General features: G+C 67.8%; 23 protein-coding genes. 10 read left to right on the plus strand and 13 right to left on the minus strand.

Annotated elements, in window-relative coordinates; all coding sequences use genetic code 11:
* Positions 1 to 26: 26 nt before the first annotated feature.
* From CVV76_RS12780 to CVV76_RS12800, 5 genes are all read right to left on the minus strand, one after another.
* Positions 27 to 272 carry a MoaD/ThiS family protein gene (locus CVV76_RS12780; protein ID WP_102225049.1) on the minus strand — a complete coding sequence of 82 codons (246 nt, stop codon included), beginning with the start codon at positions 270 to 272 and terminating at the stop codon, positions 27 to 29.
* 17 nt (positions 273 to 289) lie between these two features.
* Positions 290 to 2,530 (minus strand): xanthine dehydrogenase family protein molybdopterin-binding subunit, encoded by a 2,241-nt coding sequence (locus tag CVV76_RS12785; RefSeq protein WP_102225050.1) that lies wholly within the window; start codon positions 2,528 to 2,530, stop codon positions 290 to 292.
* A 1-nt stretch (position 2,531) separates the two neighbouring features.
* Entirely contained in the window at positions 2,532 to 3,008 is a 477-nt protein-coding gene (locus CVV76_RS12790) for a (2Fe-2S)-binding protein (protein WP_102225051.1), read from the minus strand.
* Complete coding sequence (locus tag CVV76_RS12795; RefSeq protein WP_102225052.1) at positions 3,005 to 3,862, minus strand: FAD binding domain-containing protein; 858 nt, start codon at positions 3,860 to 3,862, stop codon at positions 3,005 to 3,007. The genes CVV76_RS12790 and CVV76_RS12795 overlap by 4 nt, the downstream gene beginning before the upstream one ends.
* A 362-nt stretch (positions 3,863 to 4,224) precedes the next feature.
* A complete protein-coding gene (locus tag CVV76_RS12800) occupies positions 4,225 to 5,589 on the minus strand; it encodes a phosphohexomutase domain-containing protein (RefSeq protein ID WP_102225053.1) in 1,365 nt (454 codons plus the stop codon).
* A gap of 260 nt (positions 5,590 to 5,849) precedes the next feature.
* Between CVV76_RS12800 and CVV76_RS12805 the strand changes: the two genes are divergently transcribed.
* Positions 5,850 to 6,788 carry an alpha/beta hydrolase gene (locus CVV76_RS12805; protein ID WP_102225054.1) on the plus strand — a complete coding sequence of 313 codons (939 nt, stop codon included), beginning with the start codon at positions 5,850 to 5,852 and terminating at the stop codon, positions 6,786 to 6,788.
* Positions 6,785 to 7,552 (plus strand): class II aldolase and adducin N-terminal domain-containing protein, encoded by a 768-nt coding sequence (locus CVV76_RS12810; RefSeq protein WP_102225055.1) that lies wholly within the window; start codon positions 6,785 to 6,787, stop codon positions 7,550 to 7,552. Before CVV76_RS12805 ends, CVV76_RS12810 begins: the two co-directional genes overlap by 4 nt.
* 279 nt (positions 7,553 to 7,831) lie before the next feature.
* Here the strand turns inward: CVV76_RS12810 and CVV76_RS12815 are convergent, their stop codons facing one another.
* The 5 genes from CVV76_RS12815 to CVV76_RS12835 all read right to left on the minus strand — a co-directional run bounded on the left by CVV76_RS12815 (position 7,832) and on the right by CVV76_RS12835 (position 15,137).
* Positions 7,832 to 9,469, minus strand: coding sequence for an ABC transporter ATP-binding protein (locus CVV76_RS12815; protein ID WP_102225056.1), 1,638 nt, complete (start codon positions 9,467 to 9,469; stop codon positions 7,832 to 7,834).
* On the minus strand, positions 9,462 to 10,280 hold the full coding sequence (locus tag CVV76_RS12820; RefSeq protein WP_102225057.1) for an ABC transporter permease: 819 nt from the start codon (positions 10,278 to 10,280) through the stop codon (positions 9,462 to 9,464). Before CVV76_RS12820 ends, CVV76_RS12815 begins: the two co-directional genes overlap by 8 nt.
* Positions 10,277 to 11,233, minus strand: a complete 957-nt coding sequence (locus tag CVV76_RS12825; RefSeq protein WP_102225058.1) for an ABC transporter permease — start codon at positions 11,231 to 11,233, stop codon at positions 10,277 to 10,279. Before CVV76_RS12825 ends, CVV76_RS12820 begins: the two co-directional genes overlap by 4 nt.
* A 4-nt stretch (positions 11,234 to 11,237) precedes the next feature.
* Positions 11,238 to 12,827: an ABC transporter substrate-binding protein gene (locus CVV76_RS12830; protein ID WP_102225059.1), complete on the minus strand. Its 1,590-nt coding sequence runs from the start codon at positions 12,825 to 12,827 to the stop codon at positions 11,238 to 11,240.
* Between the two features lie 303 nt (positions 12,828 to 13,130).
* Positions 13,131 to 15,137, minus strand: a complete 2,007-nt coding sequence (locus CVV76_RS12835; RefSeq protein WP_102225060.1) for a CocE/NonD family hydrolase — start codon at positions 15,135 to 15,137, stop codon at positions 13,131 to 13,133.
* Positions 15,138 to 15,403: 266 nt separating this feature from the next.
* On the opposite strand from CVV76_RS12835, the gene betC reads away from it, so the two are divergent.
* Positions 15,404 to 16,915 (plus strand): choline-sulfatase, encoded by a 1,512-nt coding sequence (gene betC / locus CVV76_RS12840; RefSeq protein WP_102225061.1) that lies wholly within the window; start codon positions 15,404 to 15,406, stop codon positions 16,913 to 16,915.
* A 105-nt stretch (positions 16,916 to 17,020) separates the two neighbouring features.
* Here betC and CVV76_RS12845 read toward each other — a convergent pair whose 3' ends face one another.
* Positions 17,021 to 17,593 carry an NADPH-dependent FMN reductase gene (locus tag CVV76_RS12845; RefSeq protein ID WP_102225062.1) on the minus strand — a complete coding sequence of 191 codons (573 nt, stop codon included), beginning with the start codon at positions 17,591 to 17,593 and terminating at the stop codon, positions 17,021 to 17,023.
* Between the two features lie 313 nt (positions 17,594 to 17,906).
* On the opposite strand from CVV76_RS12845, the gene CVV76_RS12850 reads away from it, so the two are divergent.
* Genes CVV76_RS12850 through CVV76_RS12860 form a run of 3 tightly spaced genes read left to right on the plus strand, consistent with a single transcriptional unit; the run spans position 17,907 to position 20,494 of the window.
* A complete protein-coding gene (locus CVV76_RS12850) occupies positions 17,907 to 18,902 on the plus strand; it encodes an ABC transporter substrate-binding protein (protein WP_102225063.1) in 996 nt (331 codons plus the stop codon).
* 16 nt (positions 18,903 to 18,918) lie between these two features.
* Positions 18,919 to 19,713 carry an ABC transporter permease gene (locus tag CVV76_RS12855; RefSeq protein ID WP_102225064.1) on the plus strand — a complete coding sequence of 265 codons (795 nt, stop codon included), beginning with the start codon at positions 18,919 to 18,921 and terminating at the stop codon, positions 19,711 to 19,713.
* A 10-nt stretch (positions 19,714 to 19,723) separates the two neighbouring features.
* On the plus strand, positions 19,724 to 20,494 hold the full coding sequence (locus CVV76_RS12860; protein ID WP_102225065.1) for an ABC transporter ATP-binding protein: 771 nt from the start codon (positions 19,724 to 19,726) through the stop codon (positions 20,492 to 20,494).
* Positions 20,495 to 20,702: 208 nt separating this feature from the next.
* On the opposite strand, the gene CVV76_RS12865 is transcribed toward CVV76_RS12860, so the two are convergent.
* Positions 20,703 to 21,107, minus strand: a complete 405-nt coding sequence (locus tag CVV76_RS12865; RefSeq protein ID WP_102225066.1) for a c-type cytochrome — start codon at positions 21,105 to 21,107, stop codon at positions 20,703 to 20,705.
* A gap of 169 nt (positions 21,108 to 21,276) precedes the next feature.
* Here CVV76_RS12865 and CVV76_RS12870 point away from each other — a divergent pair, with 169 nt between their 5' ends.
* From CVV76_RS12870 to CVV76_RS12880, 3 genes are all read left to right on the plus strand, one after another.
* The gene (locus tag CVV76_RS12870; RefSeq protein ID WP_102225067.1) at positions 21,277 to 21,699 is read left to right on the plus strand and encodes an OsmC family protein; all 423 of its coding nucleotides are present in this window, start codon (positions 21,277 to 21,279) and stop codon (positions 21,697 to 21,699) included.
* A 43-nt stretch (positions 21,700 to 21,742) separates the two neighbouring features.
* Positions 21,743 to 23,017, plus strand: a complete 1,275-nt coding sequence (eno, locus tag CVV76_RS12875; protein WP_102225068.1) for a phosphopyruvate hydratase — start codon at positions 21,743 to 21,745, stop codon at positions 23,015 to 23,017.
* Positions 23,018 to 23,359: 342 nt separating this feature from the next.
* Positions 23,360 to 24,040 carry a haloacid dehalogenase type II gene (locus CVV76_RS12880; RefSeq protein ID WP_102225196.1) on the plus strand — a complete coding sequence of 227 codons (681 nt, stop codon included), beginning with the start codon at positions 23,360 to 23,362 and terminating at the stop codon, positions 24,038 to 24,040.
* A 6-nt stretch (positions 24,041 to 24,046) separates the two neighbouring features.
* On the opposite strand, the gene CVV76_RS12885 is transcribed toward CVV76_RS12880, so the two are convergent.
* Entirely contained in the window at positions 24,047 to 24,457 is a 411-nt protein-coding gene (locus CVV76_RS12885; protein ID WP_158243150.1) for a globin domain-containing protein, read from the minus strand.
* A 154-nt stretch (positions 24,458 to 24,611) separates the two neighbouring features.
* Here CVV76_RS12885 and CVV76_RS12890 point away from each other — a divergent pair, with 154 nt between their 5' ends.
* Positions 24,612 to 25,064: a cupin domain-containing protein gene (locus CVV76_RS12890; RefSeq protein WP_102225070.1), complete on the plus strand. Its 453-nt coding sequence runs from the start codon at positions 24,612 to 24,614 to the stop codon at positions 25,062 to 25,064.
* The last annotated feature ends 94 nt before the right edge of the window (positions 25,065 to 25,158 follow it).

Consider the following 25,158-nt stretch of genomic DNA (forward strand, 5'->3'; position numbering starts at 1 on the left):
AGCCCCCCGCTCCACCATCGCCGCCTTCACCCGCCCTTCATGTAGGGCATCAGCACGACTTCCCGCGCCTCGCCGATCGGTGTCAGCCAGGCCTCGCGGTAGATCCTGCCATCGACCGCGAGGGACACCCCGCGGTCGATCTGGGGCTTCAGCCCGGGATACTCGGCCGAGAGCTTGTCGATCAGCTCCTTGAAGGTCGAGGCCTCCACCTCGACCTCCGCCTTGCCGTCGATGGCGTGGCGCAGGGCGCCCATGATCGTCACCTTGACCATGTCAGCCCCCGTCCCGCTCAGCCCTTGGCCATCAGCGCCGAGAGCACCCGCGGCGGCGACATCGGCAGCTGCGTCAGCCGCACCCCCGCCCCGCGCGACATGGCGTTGGCGATCGCGGCCAGCGGCGGCACGATCGAGGTCTCGCCCACGCCGCGCACGCCGTAGGGATGGCCCGGGTTCGGCACCTCGAGGATCACCGTGTCGATCGGCGGCAGGTCGGACGCCACCGGAACGCGGTAGTCGAGGAAGCCCGGGTTCTGCAGGATCCCGTCCTCGCCGTAGATGTATTCCTCGTTCAGCGCCCAACCGATGCCCTGCACGGCACCGCCCTGCAGCTGGCCCTCGACGTAATCGGGGTGGATCGCCTTGCCCGCGTCCTGGAACACGGTGTAGCGCACCACCTTCGACGCGCCGGTCTCCGGGTCGACCTCGATGTCGCAGAGGTGGACGCCGAAGCTGACCCCCGCGCCGTCGGCGTTCGACTCGTGGTGACCGGCGATCGGCCCCCCGGTCTGGAAGCTGACGGCGGCGATCTCGGCCAGGCTCATCGGCGGGAATTTCCCGGCGTTCGGGCCCGAGGGCTGCGCCGCCCCGTCGACCCATTCCACCGCTTCCGGGTCGATCCCCCAGAGCGCGGCGGCCCGGGCGCACATCTTCGTCTTGGCATCCCGCGCAGCCTTGATCGTGGCCAGACCGACGGTGAAGGTCACCCGGCTGCCGTCGGTCGTGTCGGAATGGCCGATGCTGGTGGTGTCGGCGACGATGGTGCGGACGCGGTCATATCCGATCCCCAGCTCCTCGGCCGCGATCATCGAGATCGAGGCGCGCGAGCCGCCGATATCGGGGTTGCCCTCGGTCACGTTCACCGTGCCGTCGGTGTTGACCGACAGCGTGACCGACGCGTTGCCGCCGAAGTTGAACCAGAACCCGCACGACAACCCCCGCCCCTGGTTCGGACCCAGCGGCGCGGTGTAATGCGGGTGGGCCTTGGCGGCCTCCAGCGTGGCCTTCAGGCCGATATCCTCGAAGGTCACGCCGTAGGAGGACTTCGTGCCCTTGTCGGCGGCGTTCTTCAGACGCACGTCGACCGGGTCGAGGCCCAGCTTCTGGCACATCTCGTCGACCACGCTTTCCACCGCGTAGATCGCCGTCGGCGCGCCGGGCGCGCGATAGCTGATCTCCTTCGGGCGGTTGGTCAGCGCGTTCCAGCCATAGGTGCGCACTGCCTTCAGGTCATAGGGCGCAAAGGCCGCCTGGGCGCCCATCTCGCAGGTCCCGTTGGGGTAGCAGCCGCCGGAATAGCGCAGGTCGGCCCGTGCGGCGGTGATGGTGCCGTCCTTGGTCATACCGATCTTCACGTCGGTCGAGGAATGGATCGTCGGCCCCGAGGCGCGAAACACCTCTTCGCGCGTCATCACCAGCTTGACCGGACGCCCCGCCTTGCGGCTGAGCGCCAGCGCGACCGGCTCGATGAACACCGTGGTCTTGCCGCCGAAGCCGCCGCCGATCTCCGACGGGGTGACCTTCAGCTGGCTCGCCTCGATCTCCATGATCCCGGCGCAGACCTCGCGGACCATGTACTGACCCTGGGTGCAGCACCACAGCTCGCCCCGCCCGTCCGGGCCCATCGAGGCAAGGCAGGCGTGGGGCTCGATATAGCCCTGGTGCGTCGCCCCGGTCTTGAAGCTGCGCTCGACGATCAGGTCGGCACGCGCAAAGCCGTCGTCCAGATCGCCGTGGCCGAACTCGCAATAGTTCGTCACGTTCTGCGACCAGCCCTCGGGCACGGTCTCCAGCGCGCGGCCTTCCAGCACCAGCGGCGCGTCGCCCTTCATCGCGTCGTCGACGTCGATGACGTGGGGAAGCTTTTCGTACTCCACCTCGATCGCCTTCAGCGCGGCCTTGGCCACCTGCGCATTGATCGCGGCGACGGCGGCGACGGCGTGGCCGTCATAGAGAACCTTGTCGCGCGCCATGCAGTTGTCCTGCGTGTCGCGCAGGTCCTGATCCTCGGGCAGGCCGAAATCCCTGGAGGTCACGACCGCCTTCACGCCGGCCATAGCCTCGGCCTTCGAGGTGTCGATCTTCACGATCTTCGCATGCGCATGGGGGCTGCGCAGGATCGCGGCGGTCAGCATGCCCGGCGCGCTCAGGTCGGCGCCGTAAAGCGCACGGCCCGTCACCTTGTCGATCCCGTCCGGGCGGACGGGCCGCGTGCCGATCACCTTGTAGTCGTGCTTGGTCTCGTCGAAAGCCATGTTACGCACTCCTCATCTTGGCGGCAGCGTCCTGCACCGCGCGCACGATCTTGTCGTAGCCCGTGCACCGGCACAGGTTGCCGGCGAGCCAGTAGCGCACTTCCTCGTCCGTGGGCTCTGGGTTCTCCTCCAGCAGCGCCTTGGACGCCACGAGGATGCCCGGCGTGCAGATCCCGCATTGCAGGGCCGCATGGTCGAGAAAGCTTTGCTGCAGCACGTGCAGCTTGTCATGATCGGCCATGCCCTCGACAGTGCCGACCTCGGCGCCCTCGGCCTCGGCCGCGAGCACGAGACAGGAACAGACCAGGCGACCGTTCAGCGTGACCGAGCAGGCCCCGCAATCGCCGGTGCCGCAGCCTTCCTTGGCGCCGGTCAGCGACAGGCGGTTGCGCAGCGCATCGAGAAGGGTTTCGCCCGGCGCGCAGACGAAATCGACCGCGTCGCCGTTGACGGTGGTGGAAACGGGAATGGATTTCATGCCTGGCCTCCTGCGCGGGCGAACGCGATGCGGGCCGCGCGCTTGGCCAGCACGCCCGCCACATGGGTGCGGAACTCGACCGTTCCGCGCTTGTCGTCGATGGGTTTGCAGGCGGCGCGCACGGCGTCCACCATCGCCTCGATCGCCGGATCCTCCAGCTTGGAGCCCGTCAGCGCCGCACCGGCCTCGGGCACCTCCATCGCGGTCGGCGCAACGGCCCCCAGCGCCACGCGCGCCTCGGCCACGGTGCCGTCGGCCCCGAGGACGAGGTTCACCGCGGCGCCCGCGACGGCGATGTCCATCTCGGTCCGCGGGATGAAACGCAGGTAGGCATCACCCGACCGCTCGGGACGCGCGGGAAGGAAGATAGAGGTCACGAACTCGCCCCGCTTGAGCGAGGTCTTGCCGGGGCCGGTCGGGATCTCGGCGACTGGCACGTCGCGCGTGCCCTCGGGGCCTTCCAGCCGCGCCACGGCGCCGGCGGCGATCTGCGCCGGCACGCCATCGGCCGCGGGCGAGCCGTTGCACAGGTTGCCCGCCATGGTCGCACGGCCCTGCACTTGGGTCGAGCCGATCAGGTTCACCCCCTCCACGACGCCCGGCCATGCGGCCACGAGGTCGGTGTGTTCGCCCATCTCGGCGCCCGAGACGGCGGCGCCGATACGGAACCCGCCGTCTTCGCGGGTGATGTCCCTGAGGCCGGGCAGATGTTTGATGTCGACGATCGTCTCAGGCGCCAGGCGGCCCGATTTCATCTGCACCAGCAGGTCGGTTCCGCCCGCGAGAACGCGCGCCGCGTCCTCCATGAGCAACGACGCGGCTTCGGCCGCGGTCTTGGGTGTGGCGTATCGCATGGGTCTCTTCCTTCTTGCCCCCGCCTTGGATCGCGGGGCCGGGATGGCCGGAGCCTAGCAGCGCCCCGGCAGAGAGTGCAACCGCACTCGGCGACAGAAGATGTGGCCGAGGCGACATGCGGCACAGAGCCGGCAGCGACGCCCCCGGAGGAGCCAGGGCGCATCTTCGGCCCGGTGCGCGCCCGCCTTGGCGGGCGCAGGGCCAGCGCCGGCCCGTCCCAGCGGGCTGGCGCTCTGTCACCCGCGCGCGCCGCTCATTCGGTGGAGGGGCGTGGCGGGCATGAAGCACCGCCGTTCGCAGGTCGGGCTGCGCCACCCCCCGGTCCGGCGCTGGCCCTGCCTCGCGGTCACCCCGGACGCCCTCAGCCCTCCAAGAGCGCCCGGATCTCGGCCACTTTGGCGGTCACCAGCGCCCGGTCGCCGCGCGACTCGACGTTGAGGCGCACCACCGGCTCGGTGTTCGACGACCGCAGGTTGAACCGCCAGTCGGCAAAGCTGAGGCCCACCCCGTCCATGTCGTCGCGCGCCACGGCGTCGCCCTCGTAGGCCGCCACCACCCGCGCGATCGCGGCCTTGGGGTCCTCGAGGCGAAAATTGATCTCACCCGAGGACGGATAGGCCGCCATCCGCTCCTCGACCAGCGCGGCGAGCGGCTGGCCGCGGCGCCCCATAAGTTCGGCCACCAGCAGCCAGGGGATCATGCCGCTATCGCAATAGACGAAGTCGCGGAAGTAATGGTGCGCCGACATCTCGCCGCCGTAGATCGCGCCCTCGTCGCGCATCGCCTGCTTGATGAAGGCATGCCCGGTGCGCGACTGCACCGCGCGCCCGCCGGCATCGGCCACCATGGCCTGAGTGTTCCAGATGATGCGCGGATCGTGGATCACGGTTTCGCCCGGGCTCTTCTCCAGGAAGGCCGCGGCCAGAAGGCCCACGATGTATTCCCCGTCGATGAACCGCCCCGAGGCGTCGAAGAAGAAGCAGCGGTCGAAATCGCCGTCCCACGCCACGCCCATGTCGGCCCCCGCCGCGCGCACGGCTTCGGCCGTCACCGGCTGGTTCTCGGGCAAAAGCGGGTTCGGGATGCCGTTCGGGAACGACCCGTCGGGCTCATGGTGCAGGCGGACGAATTCCAGCGGCGCGCCCTTGGCGGCCAGCGCCTCGGCGATCGCGTCGAAGGTGGGGCCGGCGGCGCCGTTGCCCGCGTTCACCACGATCTTCAGCGGACGCAGCGCCGAGATGTCGACGAAGCTCAGGCAGCGTTCGACATAGGCCGCGCGCGCGCCCTCGGCGGGGCGGCGGGTGCCCTGCTTCGCCGGCCCGAAATCGGCGGCCTCGGCGGCTGTCTTGATCGCGGCCAGCCCGCTTTCCGCCCCCAGCGGGGCCGAGCCTTCGCGCACCATCTTCATCCCGTTGTAATCCATCGGGTTGTGCGAGGCGGTCACCTCGATCCCGCCATCCGCCCCGAAATGGGTGGTCGCGAAATACATCTCCTCGGTGCCGCAGAGGCCGAGATCGAGCACCTCGGTCCCGGCGGCCAGCAAGCCCTTCACCGCGGCTTCGGTCAGCGCCTCGGACGAGGCCCGGCAATCGCGCCCGATCACCACGCGCCGCGCCCCCAGAACCTCGGCGAACGCCCTGCCGATGCGTTCGGCGATCGCCTCATCGAGGTCGACGCCGAGGCGCCCGCGGATGTCGTAAGCCTTGAAACAGGTGAGGTCTGTCATCGTCCATGATCCCTTGCCGGAGGTCTGCCCCGGTTTTCGCACGACGCGCAGGGAGGTGCCAGCCTCTTGTCCCGCAATGGGCAGAGCCGGGCTGTCCCGCCGGTCAACCTCGCCAGCCTCCCCCCACCTGCCTCCCCCGGGCATGCCCCCCGACACGCCCTCATCCGACCCGGGGCCGCGCCCGACACCGCCACCGGCGCCCGCTGCCCCTTGCAGCCCGGGCGCGTGGCGCCCATCATGCCGCCGAAAGGACCCCCCGGATGCCCGACTACACCCGCCTCATCGACGAAGAGACCCGCGCCTTCATCCACGACACCGAGGCGTGGTATCCACCCGACGCCATCGACCTGACGATCGCCGAGCAGCGCGAGATCTATGACCGGATGTGCCGCAACTTCCACCGCGGCTACCCCGAAGGGGTCCGGACCGAGGACCGTGCCCTGGGCGGCGTCCCCTGCCGGATCTACGAGGTGGCGGCGCCGATCGCGACGGTCGTCTACTTCCATGGCGGGGGTTTCGTCGTCGGCGGGCTGGAAAGCCATGACGACGTCTGCGCCGAGATCGCCGTGACGGTCCGGGCGCGCGTCGTATCCGTCGATTACCGGCTGGCCCCCGAACACCGCCACCCCGCCGCCTATGACGATGCCTGCGCTGCCACCCGCGCCGCGGCCGGGGCCTTCACAGGCCCCCTCCTCCTTGCCGGCGACAGCGCGGGCGGCAACCTCGCCGCCGCGGTCGCCGCGACCTTTTCCGGGGACCCGGGCGCGCCGCCGATCGCGGGGCAGGTGCTGATCTATCCGGGCCTTGGTGGCGACACCGGGAAGGGCAGCTATATCAAGCATGCCGATGCGCCGATGCTGACCCGCGACGACGTGATCTTCTACCAGGACATTCGCCGGCCCGAGGGTGCCGCCGACGGCGGGGCGGAAGCCGACCCGACCGCGGCCCCCCTTGGCGCCGCGAGCTTCGCGGGCCTCCCGCCCACCGTCACCTTTGCGGCGGAATGCGACCCGCTGGCCGACGACGCCCGCAGCTATGCCGCCCGGATCGCCGCAGACGGCGGACAGGCCACCTGCATCGACGAACCCGGCCTCGTCCACGGATACCTTCGCGCGCGCACCACCGTGCCGCGCGCACGGGCAAGCTTTGCCCGGATCACTGCGGCCCTTGCCGCTCTCGCCAAAGGAGAAATGCCATGAACGCGCCTTCCCGGCCGCCCGAGACCCCCAACATCAGCCATTGGGAGGAGCGCTGCGACCTGGCCGCCGCCTTCCGCTGGACCGCCCGGATGAACATGCACGAGGCGGTGGCGAACCACTTCAGCCTTGCCGTCAATGACAGCGGCACGAAGTTCCTGATGAACCCCAACCTGCGGCACTTCTCGCTGATCCGCGCCTCGGACCTGCTGGAGATCGACGCCGAGGATCCCGAGACCCTGTCGCGCCCGGACGCGCCCGATCCGACCGCCTGGGGCCTGCACGGCGGCGTCCACCGCGCCTGCCCGCACGCGCGTTGCGTCATGCATGTGCATTCGATCCATGCGACCGTGCTGGCCAGCCTCGCCGACAGCCGGCTGCCCCCGATCGACCAGAACAGCGCGACCTTCTTCAACCGCACCGTGGTCGACGACGGCTACGGCGGGCTGGCCTTCGAGGACGAGGGCGCGCGCTGCGCCCGCCTGCTGACTGACCCGAAGGTGCAGGTGATGATCATGGGCAATCACGGCGTGCTGGTGATCGGCCAGACCGTGGCGGAAACCTTCAACCGGCTCTATTATTTCGAGCGCGCGGCCGAGACCTACATCCGCGCCTTGCAGACCGGTCAGCCGCTTCGGGTGCTTTCGGACGAGATCGCCGAAAAGACCGCGCGCGAGATGGAGGAATACCCGGTCGACAGCGCCGGCGCCTACCTGCGCGACCTGCGCCAGATCCTCGACACCGAGGGCAGCAACTACGCGAGCTGACCGCATTTCCCGGCGATAAGGGAAGCGCCCCACCCTCGGCTGGGCGCGTTTCCGGCCCGGTGCGCGGTCGCTTGCGACCGCAGGGCCAGCGCCGGCCCGTTACGCCGCAGGCGTGCCTCTGGCACGACCCGGCTGGCGCTTTGTCACTCGCGCGCGCCACTCATTCAACGGAAGTTCGGGGCGGGCATACGGAAGTTCGGGGCGGGCATAAAGCGCCCGCTTCACAGGTCGGACAGCGCCATCCCACGGGCCGGCGCTGTCCCTGCCCGGGTTCGCCCTTCAGTTGCCGGCGCTTTCCATCCGGCGATGCTCGATCACCTCTTCCAGCCAGCCCAGCTTCATCTCTGGCACCGACGACAGCAAGAGGTCGGTGTAATCGTCGAAGGGGGGCGAGAGCACCTCGGATTTCGATCCGTAGCGCACCACCTTGCCCTGATACATCACGGCGATCGAATCCGCGATGGCGCGCACCGTGGCAAGGTCGTGGGTGATGAACAGATACGCCACGTGCTCGATCTTCTGGAGATTGAGCAGGAGCTTCAGGATCCCGTCCGCCACCAGCGGGTCGAGGGCCGATGTCACCTCGTCACAGATGATCATCTTGGGCTTGGCCGCCAGCGCCCGCGCGATGCAGACCCGCTGTTTCTGACCGCCCGAAAGCTCGGCCGGGTAGCGGTCGATGAAGCCCTGCCCCATCTCGATCTCGTCCAGAAGCTCCTGGATCCGCTTGCGCTTCGCCTCGCCCTTCAGGCCGAAGTAGAACTCCAGCGGCCGGCCGATGATCGTGCCCACCGTGTGGCGCGGGTTCATCGCCACGTCGGCCATCTGGTAGATCATCTGCAATTCGCGCAGATCGTCGCGCTTGCGCGAGGCCATGTCGGGCGACAGTTCCCGCCCGGCAAAGGTGATCGTGCCCTCCTTGGGCGGCAGAAGCCCGGTGATCACCCGCGCCAGCGTCGACTTGCCCGACCCGGATTCCCCCACCACCGCCAGCGTCTGGCCCGGCGAGAGATCGACCGAGATGTTCTTGAGCACGTCGAAATTGGTGCCCCTGTAGCGCGCAGTGACATTGTCGACGCGCAGCACCGGTTCGGCCGCGGGCTTCTTCTCCTCGTGCTCGATCTCGCGGACCGACACCAGAGCCCGGGTATACTCCTCGCGCGGGGCCTCGATGATCTGGCGCACGTCGCCGTATTCCACCGTCTTGCCGCCGCGCAGCACCATGATGTCGTCCGACACCTGCGCCACCACCGCCAGGTCGTGGGTGATGTAGAGCGCGGCCACGCCGGTATCGGCGATCGCCTCCTTGATCGCGGCCAGCACGTCTATCTGCGTGGTCACATCGAGCGCGGTCGTGGGTTCGTCGAAGATCACCAGATCCGGCTTGGGGCAAAGCGCCATCGCCGTCATCGCCCGCTGCAACTGCCCGCCCGACACCTGGTGCGGAAAGCGCCGCCCGAAGGTTTCGGGGTTGGGCAGGCCCAGCTTGCCGAACAGCATCACGGCGCGCTGCTCGGCCTCGGATTTCGACATCTCGCCGCGCTGAAGGGTGGTCTCGATGACCTGGTCCATCAGCTTCTTGGCCGGGTTGAAGGCCGCCGCCGCCGATTGCGCGACATAGGTGACCTCACCGCCCCGGACACGGCGCAGCGCGCCCGGCTTCAACTGGCGGATGTCGCGTCCGTTGAGGACGATCTCGCCCCCGGTGATGCGCACACCGCCGCGGCCGTAACACATCGCGGACAGGCCGATGGTGGATTTGCCAGCGCCGGATTCGCCGATCAGCCCCAGCACCTTGCCCTTTTCCAGCTGGAACGAGACGTCGTCGACGATGGTGATGTCGCGCGGCTTCTCGCCCGGCGGATAGGCGGTGGCCTCGATCTTCAGGTTGCGGACTTCGAGCAGTTTGTCAGCCACCGCGTCCCCCTTTCAGGCTTGTCGTGCGGTTCAGGATCCAGTCCGCCACGAGGTTGACCGAGATCGCCAGCGAGGCAATCGCGATGGCCGGGTAAAGCGCCGCGGCGATGCCATAGACGAGGCCCTCCTTGTTCTCCTTCACGATGCCGCCCCAGTCCGCCATCGGCGGCTGAACGCCAAGGCCCAGGAACGACAGCGTCGACAGCAGGAGCACCTGGAAGATGAAGCGAAGCCCCATCTCGGCGACCAGCGGCGAGAGGGCGTTGGGCAGAACCTCGCGGAAGATCACCCAGGTCCGGCCCTCGCCGCGCAGCTGCGCCGCCTCGACGAAGTCCATCACCACGATGTCCGAGGCGACGGAGCGCGACACCCGGTAGGGCCGCGTCGCGTCCAGAAGGCCCATGACGAGGATCAGCACCCACAGGTTGACCGGGACGACCGACAGCACCACGAGGGCGAAGATCAGCGTCGGGATCGACATGATCAGATCGACGAAGCGCGACAGCACCTGGTCGACCCATCCGCCGATCGTCGCCGCCGTCATCCCCAGCGAGGCGCCGAGGCCGAAGCTGAGGATCGTCGCCGCGGTGGCGATGAAGATGGTGGTGCGCCCGCCCCAGATCATCCGGCTGAGCAGGTCGCGCCCGATGGAATCGGTGCCCAGCCAATGGGCCGCCGACGGCGCGGCCCAGCTGTCGCCGACCACTTCGGCCATGCCGTAGGGGGCGATCCAGGGGGCAAGGATGGCGGCCAGGAAATAGGCGCCGGTGATCACGAAGCCGATGATGGCTGCAATGGGAAGTCTGGTCATTTCGGATGCCTCAGCCGCGGGTTGGCGAGGATCGAGATCACGTCCGCCAGCATGTTGAGCCCGATGTACACCGCGGCGAAGATCAGGCCGCAGGCCTGCACCACCGGGACGTCACGCTTGGATACGTGGTCGACGAGGTACTGCCCCATGCCGGGGTAGACAAAGACCACCTCGGTCACGACGATGCCGACGACGAGATAGGCGAGGTTGATCATCACCACGTTGATGACGGGCGAGATCGCGTTCGGAAAGGCGTGCCGCGCGATGATCAGGAAGGGGCGCAGGCCCTTCAGCTCGGCTGTCTCGATATAGGCCGATTGCATCAGGTTCAGCACCGCCGCGCGGGTCATCCGCATCATCTGGCCCTGCACGACCAGCACCAGCACGATGACCGGCAGGGTGATCGCGTGCAGCTTGGCCCAGAAGCTCATCCCCGGGTAGATGGTGGAGACGGAGGGCGCGATGTGGAACTGCACCGCAAGGAAATACATCAGGATGTAGCCCAGCAGGAATTCCGGCACCGAGACCGAGGCCAGCGTGACCGCCGAGATCACCTTGTCGGGCCAGCGGTCGCGGTAGCGCACCGCGATCAGGCCCAGCGTGATCGCCAGCGGCACCGCGATGATCGCCGAGACGGCAGCAAGGAACAGCGTGTTCGACAGCCGCTGTCCGATGGCTGCCGCGATGTCCTGGCCGTTGGTCAGGGATTTGCCCAGATCGCCGTGCAGAACGCCGGCGAGCCATTCGAAATACCGGATATAGGCGGGCTGATCCAATCCCAGCTCGGCCCGAAGGTTGGCCAGAGCCTGGGGCGTGGCCGACTGGCCCAGCACCGCCTGCGCGACGTCGCCGGGCAGGATGTTGGTGCCGACGAAGATCAGGATCGACGCCGCGAACAACAGGAGGATGCCCAGCGCGACGCGCTGGACAACCAGTTTCAGCAAGGTGTTCATCCGGTCACGCCTGCCAGCAGAGCACGCCGGCAAGGCCGTTCATCAGGTCCTGGTTCGGGTATTCGAACCACCCCGCGACCTTGGACTTGTCGTGAGCGTTGACGAACTGGTTGAACATCGGGTTGATGAGGCCGCCCTGGTCGCGCATCATCATCCCCGCCTCGTGGTACAGCTGTTCACGCTTGGACTTGTCCAGCTCGCCCCGCGCCTCGACGATGATCTTGTCGAACTTCGGATCCTTGAACCGCGTGTCGTTCCAGTCCGCCGACGAGATGTAGGCGGTGGAATACATCTGGTCCTGGGTCGGGCGCCCGCCCCAGTACGAGGCCGAGAACGGCTTCTTGTTCCAGACGTCCGTCCAGTAGCCGTCGTTCGGCTGGCGCTTCACGTCGATGGTGATGCCGGCCTTGGCCGCGCTCTGCTGGAACAGCTGCGCCGCATCCACCGCCCCGGCGAAGGCGCCGTCGGCCGTCAGCAGGGTGATCGGCCCGTCGTGGCCCGACTTCTTGAAGTGGTGCTTGGCCTTGTCCGGATCGTAGCTGCGCTGCGGGATGTCGGTCGGGAACAGCGGATAGGCCTTGTTCACCGGCATGTCGTTGCCGACCGAGCCATAGCCTGCAAGGATCTTCTTCACCAGCTCCTCGCGGTCGATGGCAAGCTTGAGCGCCATCCGCAGGTCGTTGTTCTCGAACGGCTTGGTGTCGCAGAACATGTTGAAGCAGTAGAAGCCCCGGCCCGAGGCCGCCGTCACGTCGACGTTCTTGGCCACGCGCTTGAGCAGGTTCGCGGTCTTCGGGTCGACCGAGTTGACCATCTGCACCTGGCCCGACTGCAGCGCCGCGTTGCGTGCGGTCGCGTCGTTGATCACCAGCATGACGATGTTGTCGTAGTGCCCGACCTTCTCGTTCCAGTAATCCTTGTTCTTCGAGAAGGTGATGCGCACGCCCGGCTCGAAGTTGTCGATCTTGTAGGGGCCGGTGAAGATGCCCGCATCCGGCTTGTCCATGCCGCCGTTCGGCTGGATGATCAGGTGGTAATCCGCCATCAGGAACGGCAGGTCGGCGTTGGGCGAATGCAGCGTCACGACGAAGTTGTCGCCGTCGACCTTCATCGACTCGATGCCCTTCATGATACCCAGCGCGCCCGACTTCGAATCCTTGTCGGAATGGCGCAGCATCGTCTTGTGCACGTCGTCCGGCGTCAGATCCTTGCCGTTGTGGAACTTGACGCCCTTGCGGATCTTGAAGGTCCAGGTCTTGGCCTCCTTGTCCGAACTGACCTCTTCGGCGAGGTTCATGACGATCTCGTTCTTCGGCCCGACGTCGGTCAGGCGGTCGCCCGCGGTCATCAGGTAGACGAAGGGCACCTGGCTGGCCGCCAGCGCCGGGTCGAGCGTGTCGGTGGAGTTGCCGCCACCGAGGCCCATGGTCAGCGAGCCGCCCTTCTTGGGCTCTGCCGCGCGGGCGGCATCGGAAAGCATGGTGCCGGCGGCGATCGTGGTCACGCCCAGCGCGGCGGCACGGCCGAGAAAGGCCCGGCGGCTGAGACCGCCCGTGGCGGCGCGCGCGGCGAGGTAACGCAGTTCGTCGTTCATCTGGAAATGGCTCCCTGTTGGTCCGTCAGTTTTTGTTGATTGCCGAATCAATAACCCGCAAACGGGCCTCGCGGCAACGGTTTCGTCGGTTTCCTTCCCGTTTTCGGACGCGATTGCCGCGCCGTTGGGCACAGTTTCACGCGATCCGGCGATCAACAACTCCGGGCCGCAGTATCGGTGCCGCGCCCCGCTATGTCCACAGCTGTACAGGAAAATCCCGCCGGGCGCGCTCCGGTCGCGCCCCCGAAGGGCACCCCCACCCCGGGCGCGCCCCTCGCCCAGGCGCGCCCGGATACGGCCCGTTCAGGTTCCGTCGCGGGGGATCTCCTCGGAATGCTCGCGAAGCCAGACAAGGTCATCCCCCTCCCAGGCCTCGATCCGCGCCGTCAGGTAGAAGTTCTGCGCATCCGACCACATCTCGGCATGGGTTTCGGTGCGCACCTTCCAGTCGCCGCGCCCCAGCTCCTCGGTCCAGTGGGTGCGGCCGCGGGCGGAAAGCGGGTCATCGGGGCGGATCTGCCACCATTCCCGCGCCACCCCGCCCGAGATCAGCCCGTGGTCCAGGTTCTCGGCCAGCCCGAAATCGTCCTCGATCACCAGCGTGGTGCAGCCGGTCCACTGGTCGGTTTCGGACCGGCGGACATGGGCCTCGGGGCGGATCACCCGGGTCTCCTGCGCCGGGGCCCCCTGAGGCGGGGCAAACACCCACTCGTCCCCATTCGCCCCCGGCCGAAGCGGCAGCCCGAGCGTGCCCTCGTGCAGGATGAGCGTGGCGGCTTCGGGCACCGGCCAGATCAGCGGCCAGTAGGCCGAGGAGACCGCGACCCGCAGCTTGTGCCCGGCGGGCAGCCGGTAGGCGATCTGGTCGAGGGTCACCTCGACCTCGATCTCCTCGCCCGGGGCGAGCGGCACCACCGCCTCCTGATCTCCGGGCCGCGCGAGGTTCAGCACGCCATAGGTAATCCGGGTCGAGGCGCCATCGGGATGGACGTGGTTGAGCCTGACCGCCAGCTGCGCAAGAGGCTTGTCCGGCGTCAGCCGCAGGGTGACCTTCGGCGCACCGACGATGTCCATGTCGGCCTCCGCCGGCGCGCTGTCGAAACAGACCGACAGCGCGTCGTCCCGGCGCTGGTCGCCGGGCATCTCGGGCCCCAGCCAGATCGCGCAATATTCGCCGCCGTCGGCCCCGCAGGTCTGCGGCGACGCCACGGGCCGCGCGAACCGCGCGCCCTTGTCGGGGTCCAGCCCTCCTGCCCCGGTCAGGTGCAGCACCTCGTCCCGGATTCCCGGCGCGGGCCATTCCTGATCGGCGATCCAGCGGCCGGGGCGATGTTCGTACCACGCGGCGGGACGCACCCCGTCCATCAGGTAGCACCGCATCGCCGGATCGTCCTCGACCCCGGTGTCCGCGTCCTTGAGCCAGTGATCCCACCAGCGCAGCGCCTCCTGCAGGAACCCGATGCGCGGCTCGGGCACCGCGAAATGCGGATACTTGTGCACCCAGGGCCCGATGATCGCCTTGGCCGGCGCGCTCAGGTTCGACACCAGCGCATCGGGCGTGTTCTTGTAGCTGTCGCCCCAGCCGCCGACCGCCAGCACCGCGGCCTCGATCGCCCCGAAATCCTCGCAGACAGATCCGTGGCGCCAGTAATCGTCGCGCCCCTGGTGGCGCAGCCATGTCGCGGGCAGGAAGGGCTCCGCCTCCAGTCGCTTGATCCACAGTTCGCGCCAGTCGTCGGGGCGCAGTGCCGGATCCGGCGGCCGCGACGAATAGGCCCACATCGTCGCCCCCCACCCGAGGTTCTCGTTCAACAGGCAGCCGCCTTTGTAGTGGATGTCGTCGTTGTAGCGATCGGCGGTCGAGCACAGCGTGATGATCGCCTTCAGCGCCTCGGGCTTCAGCGCCGCCACCTGGAGCGAGTTGAACCCGCCCCACGAGATCCCCATCATCCCCACGCGCCCCGTGCACCAGGGCTGCGCCGCGATCCAGGCGATCACCTCGCAGGCATCCGACAGCTCCTGCGCGGTGTACTCGTCCTCCATCAGCCCTTCGCTGTCGCCATTGCCGCGCATGTCGACGCGCAGGCAGGCGTAGCCATGGCCCGCGAAATAGGGATGGGTCAGCGCATCGCGCGCCACCGTCCCGTCGCGCTTGCGATACGGCAGGAATTCCAGCACCGCCGGCACCGGGTCCCCGCCCGCATCCTCCGGCATCCAGACCCGCGCCGACAGCCGCGTGCCATCGGCCAGCACGATCCCCATGTCGGGCGTCTCGACAACCTCGCGGGGAAACTCCGTCATCGTGTCCATTCCGGTCACCCTCCTGTTCAAATCGCGGCAAAGCCATCCGCGCGGCCGGCAAGAGTCAACCCTTGCCCTTTCATTGTTCCCCAAATACGCATCCCCCGGCACTGGCCCGCGCCAAGCCTCCGAATGCCGCGCCCGATGGCGTTCCATGGCGGAAGTGGTCGCCACTGGAACAGCGCGCACCCCGGCGCCGGGCCAGCCTGCGCCCGAATCCGCCCACAAGAAACGCGGCGCCCGCACCCGGCGCCGGACACCGACAGGAGCCCCCGATGACCGACCGCCCCAACATCCTGATCCTCATGGTGGACCAGCTGAACGGGACGCTCTTTCCCGACGGCCCGGCCGACTGGCTCCATGCCCCGAACCTCAAGGCGCTGGCCGAACGCTCGGTGCGCTTCGCCAACACCTATACCGGCTCGCCGCTCTGCGCGCCGGGGCGGGCCTCGTTCATGTCGGGTCAGCTTCCGCGCCGCACCCGGGTCTACGACAACGCGGCCGAGTTCACCTCCGACATCCCGACCTTCGCCCACCACCTGCGCCGCGCAGGATACCAGACCACGCTCTCGGGCAAGATGCATTTCGTGGGCCCCGACCAGCTCCACGGCTTCGAGGAACGCCTGACCACCGACATCTACCCCGCCGATTTCGGCTGGACCCCGGATTACCGCAAGCCCGGCGAGCGGATCGACTGGTGGTACCACAACCTCGGCTCGGTCACCGGCGCGGGCGTGGCCGAGATCACCAACCAGATGGAATACGACGACGAGGTCGCCTTCAACGCGGTGCAGAAGATCTATGACCTGTCGCGCGGCCAGGACGCCCGGCCCTGGTGCCTGACCGTCAGCTTCACCCACCCGCACGACCCCTATGTCGCGCGCCGCAAGTACTGGGATCTCTACGAGGATTGCGACCACCTCGCCCCCGCCGACCCGGCCCTGCCCTATGAAGAGCTCGACCCGCATTCGCGCCGCCTGATGGATGCGAACGACTACACAAAGTTCGACATCACCGAAGACAACGTCCGCCGCTCGCGCCAGGCCTATTTCGCCAACATCTCCTATCTCGACGACAAGGTGGGCGAGATCCTCGACACGCTGGAACGCACCCGGCAGGAGGCGGTGATCGTCTTCGTCTCGGATCACGGCGACATGCTGGGCGCCAAGGGCCTGTGGTTCAAGATGAGCTTCTACGAAGGATCTGCCCGCGTGCCCCTGATGATCGCGGCCCCGGGGCTCACGCCGCAGCGCATCGACACACCCGTCTCCACCATCGACACCACGCCCACGCTCTGCGACCTCGCCGGGATCTCGATGCAGGAGGTGATGCCCTGGACCGACGGCGAAAGCCTCCTGCCGCTGGCCAGGGGCACCCCGCGCACCGCGCCCGTCGCGATCGAATACGCGGCCGAGGGCAGTCAGGCGCCGCTCGTCTGCCTGCGCGCGGGGCGCTGGAAATACACCGCCTGCGCGCTCGACCCCGAACAGCTCTTCGACCTCGAGGCCGATCCGCTGGAAACCGTGAACCGCGCCGCAGATCCCGATTGCGCGGAAACCCTCGCGGGCTTCCGCGCCGAGGCCCGTGACCGCTGGGACCTTGCCGCCTATGATGCCGAGGTGCGCGAAAGCCAGGCCCGCCGCTGGGTGGTCTACGAGGCGCTCCGCAACGGCGATTATTTCCCGTGGGACTTCCAGCCGCTCAAGCTCGCCTCGGAGCGCTACATGCGCAACCACATGGACCTCAACGTTCTCGAGGAGAACAAGCGCTTCCCCCGCGGCGAATAGGCGGACCGGAGACGGAAGCGCAGGGCCGCCTGTTCGGCCGCCCTCTTCTTCTGAGCGGAAATATCCCGGGGGGTGCAGGGGGGCAGCGCCCCCCGCCCTGTTGCGTCAGCCGGGATTGCGCAGCGTATGCAGCGGCCCGGCCCACTTGTGCAGCTCGTCGAGCATGCCGGCCAGCCCCTGGGTCATCGGCTCGTTCGGGGCGAAGGTTCCATCCTCGCCCATGAACTGCGCCACCATCGGCACCGGCACCGTCTGCGGGATCGCGTGCATGTTGACGACACCCAGAAGCGACCGCAGCGCCTCGCTCGACCGCAGACCGCCCGAGATGCCGCCGTAGCTGACCACGCCCGCGGGCTTGTAGCCCCACTCGACCGACAGCACCTGCACCGCGTTCACCAGCGAAGCCGGCGGAAAGTAATCGTATTCCGGCGTGACGAAGACGAAGGCGTCGGCGGCCGCGATGGTCGCGCTCCAGCGCTTGGTGTGATCGTGCTCGTATTTCTGCATCCGCGGATGCGCGGCCTCGTCCAGAAGCGGCAGAGCGAAATCGTGCAGGTCGACGGTCACGACCTCGAACAGGCCATGGTCGGCCGCGGCGTCGGCCACCCATTTCGCGACCTTGGGGCCGACACGCCCAGGCCGCGTCGATCCGGTGATGACGTTCAGTTTCAGCGCCATGAGACAGTCCCTTTCCTTCGTCGATGACAGGCTGGCCCGAGAGGGGCCGGCCGGCCCGGATCTGTCCCCACCGCCCGGGGATTGGCAAGCGCCCCGGGCGCGCAGGCCCTGTGTGCACTACGACACAGCCGGCTCCGGGCACCTTGCGCGCGAGCGGCGCGCCCCGTACCGCCCGAAATCCCCGCAGGACTGCCCGCTTTCAGGGCAGATGCCCAATGCCAAGTCGAAATGGATTGCCTTCGGGTGGCGTCGCTGCTTACGACTCGGGACACAAGAACGGAAAACCGTTCGCATACCAACAAGGGAGATTTCGATGGAACGTTTCTGGAAGGGTCTCGCCCTCAAAGGCCTGGCCCGGACCGCCGCCGCGGCGGTCTTCGTGGCTGCGGCGGGCGCCGCGCATGCCGAGGACAAGATCTCGATCGGGCTGAGCACCTGGGTCGGCTATGGCCCGCTCTACATCGCGCAGGACCAGGGCTTCTTCAAGGACGAGGGGCTGAGCGTCGACCTCGTGAAGATGGAAGACCCCAAGACCCGCATGCCCGCGATGATCGCCGGTCGGATCGACATGGCGGTGACCACAATCGACACCGTGCTGAACTTCTATTCGCCCAAGCACCCGCTGACCTATCTCTTCGCGCTGGATGAAAGCACCGGCGGCGACGGCATCGTGGCCGACAAGGACATCAAGACGATCAAGGATCTGAAGGGCAAGAAGGTGGCCTTTGCCGAAGGGTCGGTATCGCAGTTCTTCCTCGGCGCGCTGCTGCACAAGGAAGGGATGAAGCTGTCCGACGTCGACGCCGTGAACATGACCGCGGGCGACGCGGGCGCGGCCTTCGTCGCCGGCCGCGTGCAGGCCGCCGTGACGTGGGAGCCCTGGCTGACCCGCGGCAAGGAGACCGACCACGGCCACCTGCTGATCGACAGCTCCAAGGCGCCCGGGCTGATCGTCGACATCGCGACGACGACCGACGCCTATGCCAAGGCGCACCAGGCCGACATCAAGAAACTCTACAAGGCCTGGGCCAAGGCCGTCGCCTGGCAGAAGGCGAACCCGGAAAAGGCCAATGCGATCATGGCCAAGGGCGTGGGCGGCTGGCTGTCGAAGCCCGACGTCTTTGCCGAGACCCTGTCGGGCGTGACCTATTTCGGGGCTGACAAGAACGCCTCGTTCATCGGCACGGCGGACAAGCCCGGCGCGATGATCGGCACGATCGAGCAGGCCGTGACCATCGGCAAGGAGACCGGCCAGTTCGACCAGAAGGTCGATCCGGCCAAGATGGTCGACTATTCGGTCGTCAACTGAGCGCTTGGAAGGCACCATGGCGACACGTTCCCTCCTCGCCCCCAAGGTCGATATCCCGAAGCCGGTCTATTCCGGCCTCGGCATCGCCTCGGTCGCGGTGATCCTGGCGCTCTGGTGCCTTCTGTCCTACGGCGGCCTCGTGCGGTCGGATTTCCTTGCCACGCCGGGCGAAGTTCTCGCCGCGGGGTGGGAGCGGATCCTCGACGGCTCGCTGTGGGAAAACACGCGGGCAAGCCTCACGGTGATCCTGCTCGGCTTTCTCTTCGCCTCGATCCTTGCCGTGCCGCTGGGCATCCTGATGGGCAGCTTCAAGGCGATCGAGGCGGTGGTGGAGCCGATCACCGGCTTCATGCGATACATCCCCGTCTCGGCACTGATCCCGCTTCTGATCCTGTGGATCGGGATCGGCATCGAGCAGAAGATCATGGTGATCTTCCTCGGCACCTTCTTCCAGCAGCTGATCCTGATCTCGGACGTCTCGTCGCGGGTATCGAAGGATCTGATCGACTGCTCGTACACCCTTGGCGCGACTCGCCGGCAGGTGGTGTGGCGCGTACTTCTGCCCGCCTGCATGCCCGGCGTGATGGACAACCTGCGCGTCACCATGGGCTGGGCCTGGACCTACCTCGTGGTGGCAGAGCTGGTCGCCGCGAACTCAGGCCTCGGCTACATGATCCTGAACGCCATGCGCGGGCTTTTCACCGACGTGATCCTGCTCGGCGTCTTCACCATCGGCATCCTCGGGCTGCTGACCGACACGATCTTCAAGCTCCTGCGCCGCTGGCTTCTGCCGTGGTCGGCCGATTTCTGAAAGGCGCGAGATGCTGGAACTGACAGACCTCACCGTCCGCTTCACCCCGAAACGCAAGCCCGCCGTGCTGGCGCTCGACAATGTCTCGCTCACCGTCGAGGACAACCAGTTCTCGGTGATCGTCGGCCCCTCGGGCTGCGGCAAGTCCACCCTCCTGCGCCTCGTCGCGGGTCTGCAGGAACAGACCTCGGGCACCATGCTGCTTGACGGCCAGCCGATCGAGGGGCCATCGGCCGAGCGCGGCATGGTGTTCCAGAGCTATACCCTGTTCCCCTGGCTCACCGTGCGCGACAACGTGATGTTCGGGCCGAAGCTCAAGGGGCTGGGCGCGAAGGAGGCCGGGCGGATTGCCGACGACCTGCTCGACTCGGTGGGGCTTGCGCAATTCGCGGCCTCCTACCCGAAGGAACTGTCGGGCGGGATGCGCCAACGGGTGGCACTGGCGCGCGCGCTGGCGAACGATCCGAAGATCCTTCTGATGGACGAGCCCTTCGGCGCGCTCGACAGCCAAACCCGGCAACTGATGCAGGAACTGCTGCTGGACATCTGGCAGAAGCACCGCAAGACCGTGCTCTTCATCACCCACGACATCGACGAGGCAATCTTTCTCGGCGACGTGGTCCACGTGATGAGCGCACGCCCCGGGCGGTTCAAGGAATCCCTCCCCGTCGATATCCCCCGCCCCCGCACCATGGAGGCCCTGACGTCGGAGGCCTTCATGGGGCTGAAACGCCGGATCCTCGGCCTGATGCACGAAGAGGCGGTGAAGGCCGCGGGGTAAGCGCCTATCGCGCTAGGGAGAGCGGAGAGGACAGCGCCCGACCTTTGGTGGGCGCGGTTACCCCGCTCGCGGTTTTCACTTTATCGCGCCACACACCCTCGACGATTGAACTCGTGACGATGTTGTCATGCGCCCTGCCATGGGGAGGGCCTGGCGCGGCCCGGGCTGGTCGCCCGGGCGGCGGGAAAGTGGCGAAACGGACGCCCCCTCACCCCTTCGACTGCAACGTCTGGATATAGTCGGCCAGATCCACCAGCCGCGCGGGCGTCGGCGTCTCGACCCCGTCTCCGGTGTCGATCAGGACCGTCGGCCCCTGCAGCAGCGGGTCGAACACGGGCATCATCCCGCCATGCCCCTTGGCCCGGTTGTAGCCGTCGATCATCGACATCACGTAGACGCGCGGGAAAGTGCCCCCGTGGCGCGCGCTCAATGTCGTCAGGTTGGCCGGCTTCACCTTCAGTTGGGCCGCCATCGGCCCGTCGCCGCGGCCGTCCACGCCGTGGCAACTGGCGCAGAGATCGGAGTAAAGCGCCCGTCCCGCCTCGGGCTGTGGCCCCTGCATCGCGCAGGCGGCGGCGGCAAGAACCGGCAGGATGGCAAGCAGCGTCTTCATGGCATTCTCCCCTGTCACGCGGGTTCAACCTTTCACACCCGGGCGCCCCGTTCCTTGACCTGGATCATCCCTGCCGGCCGCGGAAGCCCCGGTTTTCCCGCGTCTTGCCCATTGTCATCCGCTGCGACGCGGCATATCCCGGAGGCGCACAATCAGGGAGGCACCTGTCATGAAAGCCCGCGTCACATGGGTTCAGGACCGCACCTTCATCGGGACCGCCGAAAGCGGCCATTCCATCGCCTTCGGCGGCGCCCACGGCGACAGCGCCAAGCCCGGCCCCTCTCCGATGGAGCTTCTGCTTCTGGGCACCGGCGGCTGCTCCGCCTTTGACGTCGTGATGATCCTGGAAAAGGGCCGCGAGCAGGTCGAGGACGTGATCGTCGAGCTCGACGCCGACCGTGCCGAGACCGAACCCAAGGTCTACACCCGCATCCACATGCATTTCATCGTCAAGGGACATGCGTTGAAGCCCGAGAAGGTGGAACGCGCGATCCAGCTGTCGATCGAGAAATACTGTTCGGCCTCGGCGATGATGGCCGCGACCGCCACCCTGACCCACGATTTCGAGATCGTCGAGACCACGCCCGCCTGACCCGAAGCCTTTCCAATCGGCAGACCCCCCGGAGGAGAACGCCATGAGCACCATCATCGACATCACCGCCCGAGAGATCCTCGACAGCCGCGGCAACCCGACCGTCGAGGTCGACGTCTACCTCGAGGACGGCGAGATGGGTCGCGCCGCGGTGCCCTCGGGCGCCTCGACCGGCGCGCACGAGGCGCATGAACGTCGCGACGGCGACAAGTCGCGCTATCTCGGCAAGGGCGTGCTGGACGCCGTCGCCGCCGTGAACGGCGAGATCGCCGAGGAAATCGTGGGCTACGACGCCGACGAGCAGATCACCATCGACAAGCTGATGTGCGAACTGGACGGCACGCCGAACAAGGGCCGCCTCGGCGCCAACGCCATCCTCGGCGTGTCGCTGGCCGTCGCCAAGGCCGGCGCGCAGCTCTACGACCAGCAGCTTTACCGCTACATCGGCGGCGTGGGCGCGCGGGTCCTGCCGGTGCCGATGATGAATATCATCAACGGCGGTGAGCATGCCGACAACCCGATCGACATCCAGGAATTCATGATCATGCCGGTCGGCGCGGGCAACATCCGCGAGGCCGTGCGCTGGGGTTCCGAGGTGTTCCACACGCTGAAAAAGGAACTCTCGGCCGCCGGCATGTCCACGGGCATCGGCGACGAGGGCGGCTTTGCCCCCATGCTGAACTCCACCCGCGACGCGCTGGATTTCATCCTCAAGTCGATCGAGAAGGCGGGCTACAAGCCGGGTGAGGACATATACCTCGCGCTCGACTGCGCCTCGACCGAATACTTCAAGGACGGCAAGTACGTCATGGCGGGCGAAGGCAAGACCTTCACCACCGAGGAACACACCGACTACCTGGCCAAGCTCTGCGCCGATTACCCGATCATCTCGATCGAGGACGGCTGCGCCGAGGATGACTGGGACGGCTGGAAGCACCAGACCGAGGTTCTGGGCTCCAAGGTGCAGCTGGTGGGCGACGACCTGTTCGTGACCAACCCGACCCGCCTGAAGCGCGGGATCGAGGCGGGCTGCGCCAACTCGCTGCTGGTCAAGGTCAACCAGATCGGCACCCTGACCGAGACGTTGGACGCCGTGCGCATGGCCGACCGCGCGACCTATACCAGCGTGATGAGCCACCGCTCGGGCGAGACCGAGGACAGCACCATCGCCGATCTCGCGGTGGCCACCAACTGCGGCCAGATCAAGACCGGCTCGCTGGCGCGCTCGGACCGGCTGGCGAAGTACAACCAGCTGATCCGCATCGAAGAGGCGCTGGGGCCGACCGCCGAATTCGCCGGGCGTTCGATCCTGAAATAAGCCGTCCCGCAAGGTGACATGACCGGCCCGCTGCCTTCGCGCAGCGGGCCGTTTTCTTCGGGGCCCTCCCACAAGAGTGACATGCACACGGGCCCAGGCCTTCCCCCTCTCACTCCTGCATCCAGAAAATGCGCGGTCGCCTGACGACCGCCGGGCGAGGGCCTGCCCGTTCATCGTGGCCGGCGCTTCGGGCCCCGCGCGCACCGCTGGCAGCACGCCACCCGGCCCCACATGAAGCGCCAGGCCTAGACGTCGGGCCGCCCCACCCCACAGACAGGCATACCCCGGCTCGCCTCGCGCGCCCCCTTGCCCTTCGCGCCACCCCGCCCCATCCTCTCCCCCATGGTCCAGGCCCTGATCTTCGATGTCTTCGGCACCTGCGTCGACTGGCGCGGCTCCGTCGCGCGCGAAGTGGCCCGCCACCTGCCCGACGTTGACGCCACCGCCTTCGCCACCGCCTGGCGCGCGGAATACGATCCGGCCATGGCACGGATCCGCGAGGGCGGGCGCGGTTATGTCCCGCTCGATGACCTGCACCTCGAGAACCTCGCCCGCACCGCCGCGGCCTTTGGCGTCACCCCGTCCGATCCGCAACTCCTCAACCGTGCCTGGGAGAAACTGGATCCCTGGCCCGACACCGTGCCCGGCCTGAACGCGATGAAACCCCATGCCCTTCTCGCACCCTGCTCGAACGGCTCCATCGCCCTGATGGCCCGCCTCGCCCGCCATGCCGGCCTGCCGTGGGATTGCATCCTTGGCGCCGATCTCGCGCGCGATTACAAGCCCCGGCCCGGCGTCTACCGCGCCGCCTGTGCCGCGCTTCGCCTGCCACCGTCCGACGTGATGATGGTCGCGGCCCACAACGGCGACCTCGCCGCCGCCCGCGCCGAGGGGCTGAAGACCGCCTTCGTCGCCCGCCCCACGGAACACGGGCCCGGCCAGACGACCGACCTCGCCCCCACTGCCGACTGGGACGCCGTGGCCGGCGATTTCCCGTCACTCGCCCGGGCGCTCTTCGGCTAGGGGCCCTTAGCCCTTGCCCGCCAACATCCTGCCCGCCACCTCGTCATAAGCCTTGCGCCAGGCCGCGTCGGCCTCCGCGGTCCAGCCCTCGCCCACGTACTTCCGCAAGGTCTCGATCAGCGCCTCGCCCATCGGCACGAAATGCTCGGCCTTCACCCCCAGCGCCGCATGGGAATGACCCAGCTCCTCCATCCGGTCGGCGATCGCCTCGGGGCTTTCCAGGCTGTCGACCACCGCCTCAAGCGTCGACATGAACTTCATCCCCTGCCCGGTCAGATCCTCCCGGAACATCGGGCGCAGATCCGGACGGCGGCGGAACAGCGCCTCGTAGAATTCCAGCGAGGCAGGAACGATCCGGTCCTGCACCGCACGGAAATTGTCTCGGATCACTTGGACTTCGCGAGCGGAGAGTTTCATGGCGATTCCTTTGCACGTATCGGGTCCGTTCACCTTGCGAAGCCCGGCACGGCTCACCATGATCTGCCTCAAACCGGCAGGTCGCACGGCGGAAGGCGGCCCCGGATGCCCGCAAAACCGGCAATCGCCCGAACCGAGCATGAAAGGCCAGCACATGACCGCAGAGGAGATCGTCGCCCGGCTGAACCTCGCCCCCCACCCCGAAGGCGGCTGGTACCGCGAAACCTGGCGCGCCGACCTGGCCGAAAGCGGCGGAGATGCCGGCCCGCTGGATGCGCCCCGCCCCACAGGGACCGCGATCCTGTTCCTGCTGGCCGGCGGCCGCCCCAGCCACTGGCATCGGGTCGACGCAACCGAGATCTGGCACTTCCACGCCGGCGCGCCGCTGATCCTGTCGACCGCCGCCACCGCCGAGGGCCCCGCGACCGACCTCACCCTCGGCACCGATCTCGCCGCGGGACAGATGCCTCAGGGCATCGTCCCCACCCAGCACTGGCAGGCCGCCCGCACCACCGGCGACTGGACACTGGTCGGCTGCACCGTCAGTCCCGGCTTCCGCTTCGAAGGGTTCGAACTGGCCCCGCCCGGCTTCGACATCCCGCGGTGACCCTTGCCTTCTTCTGAGCGGAAATATCCCGGGGGAGCCGCCTCCGCCCGATCTTCGGGCGGAGGCGGCGGGGGCAGCGCCCCCCGAAGCATCG

Source organism: Acidimangrovimonas sediminis, from assembly GCF_002871005.1.
Taxonomy (GTDB): domain Bacteria; phylum Pseudomonadota; class Alphaproteobacteria; order Rhodobacterales; family Rhodobacteraceae; genus Acidimangrovimonas; species Acidimangrovimonas sediminis.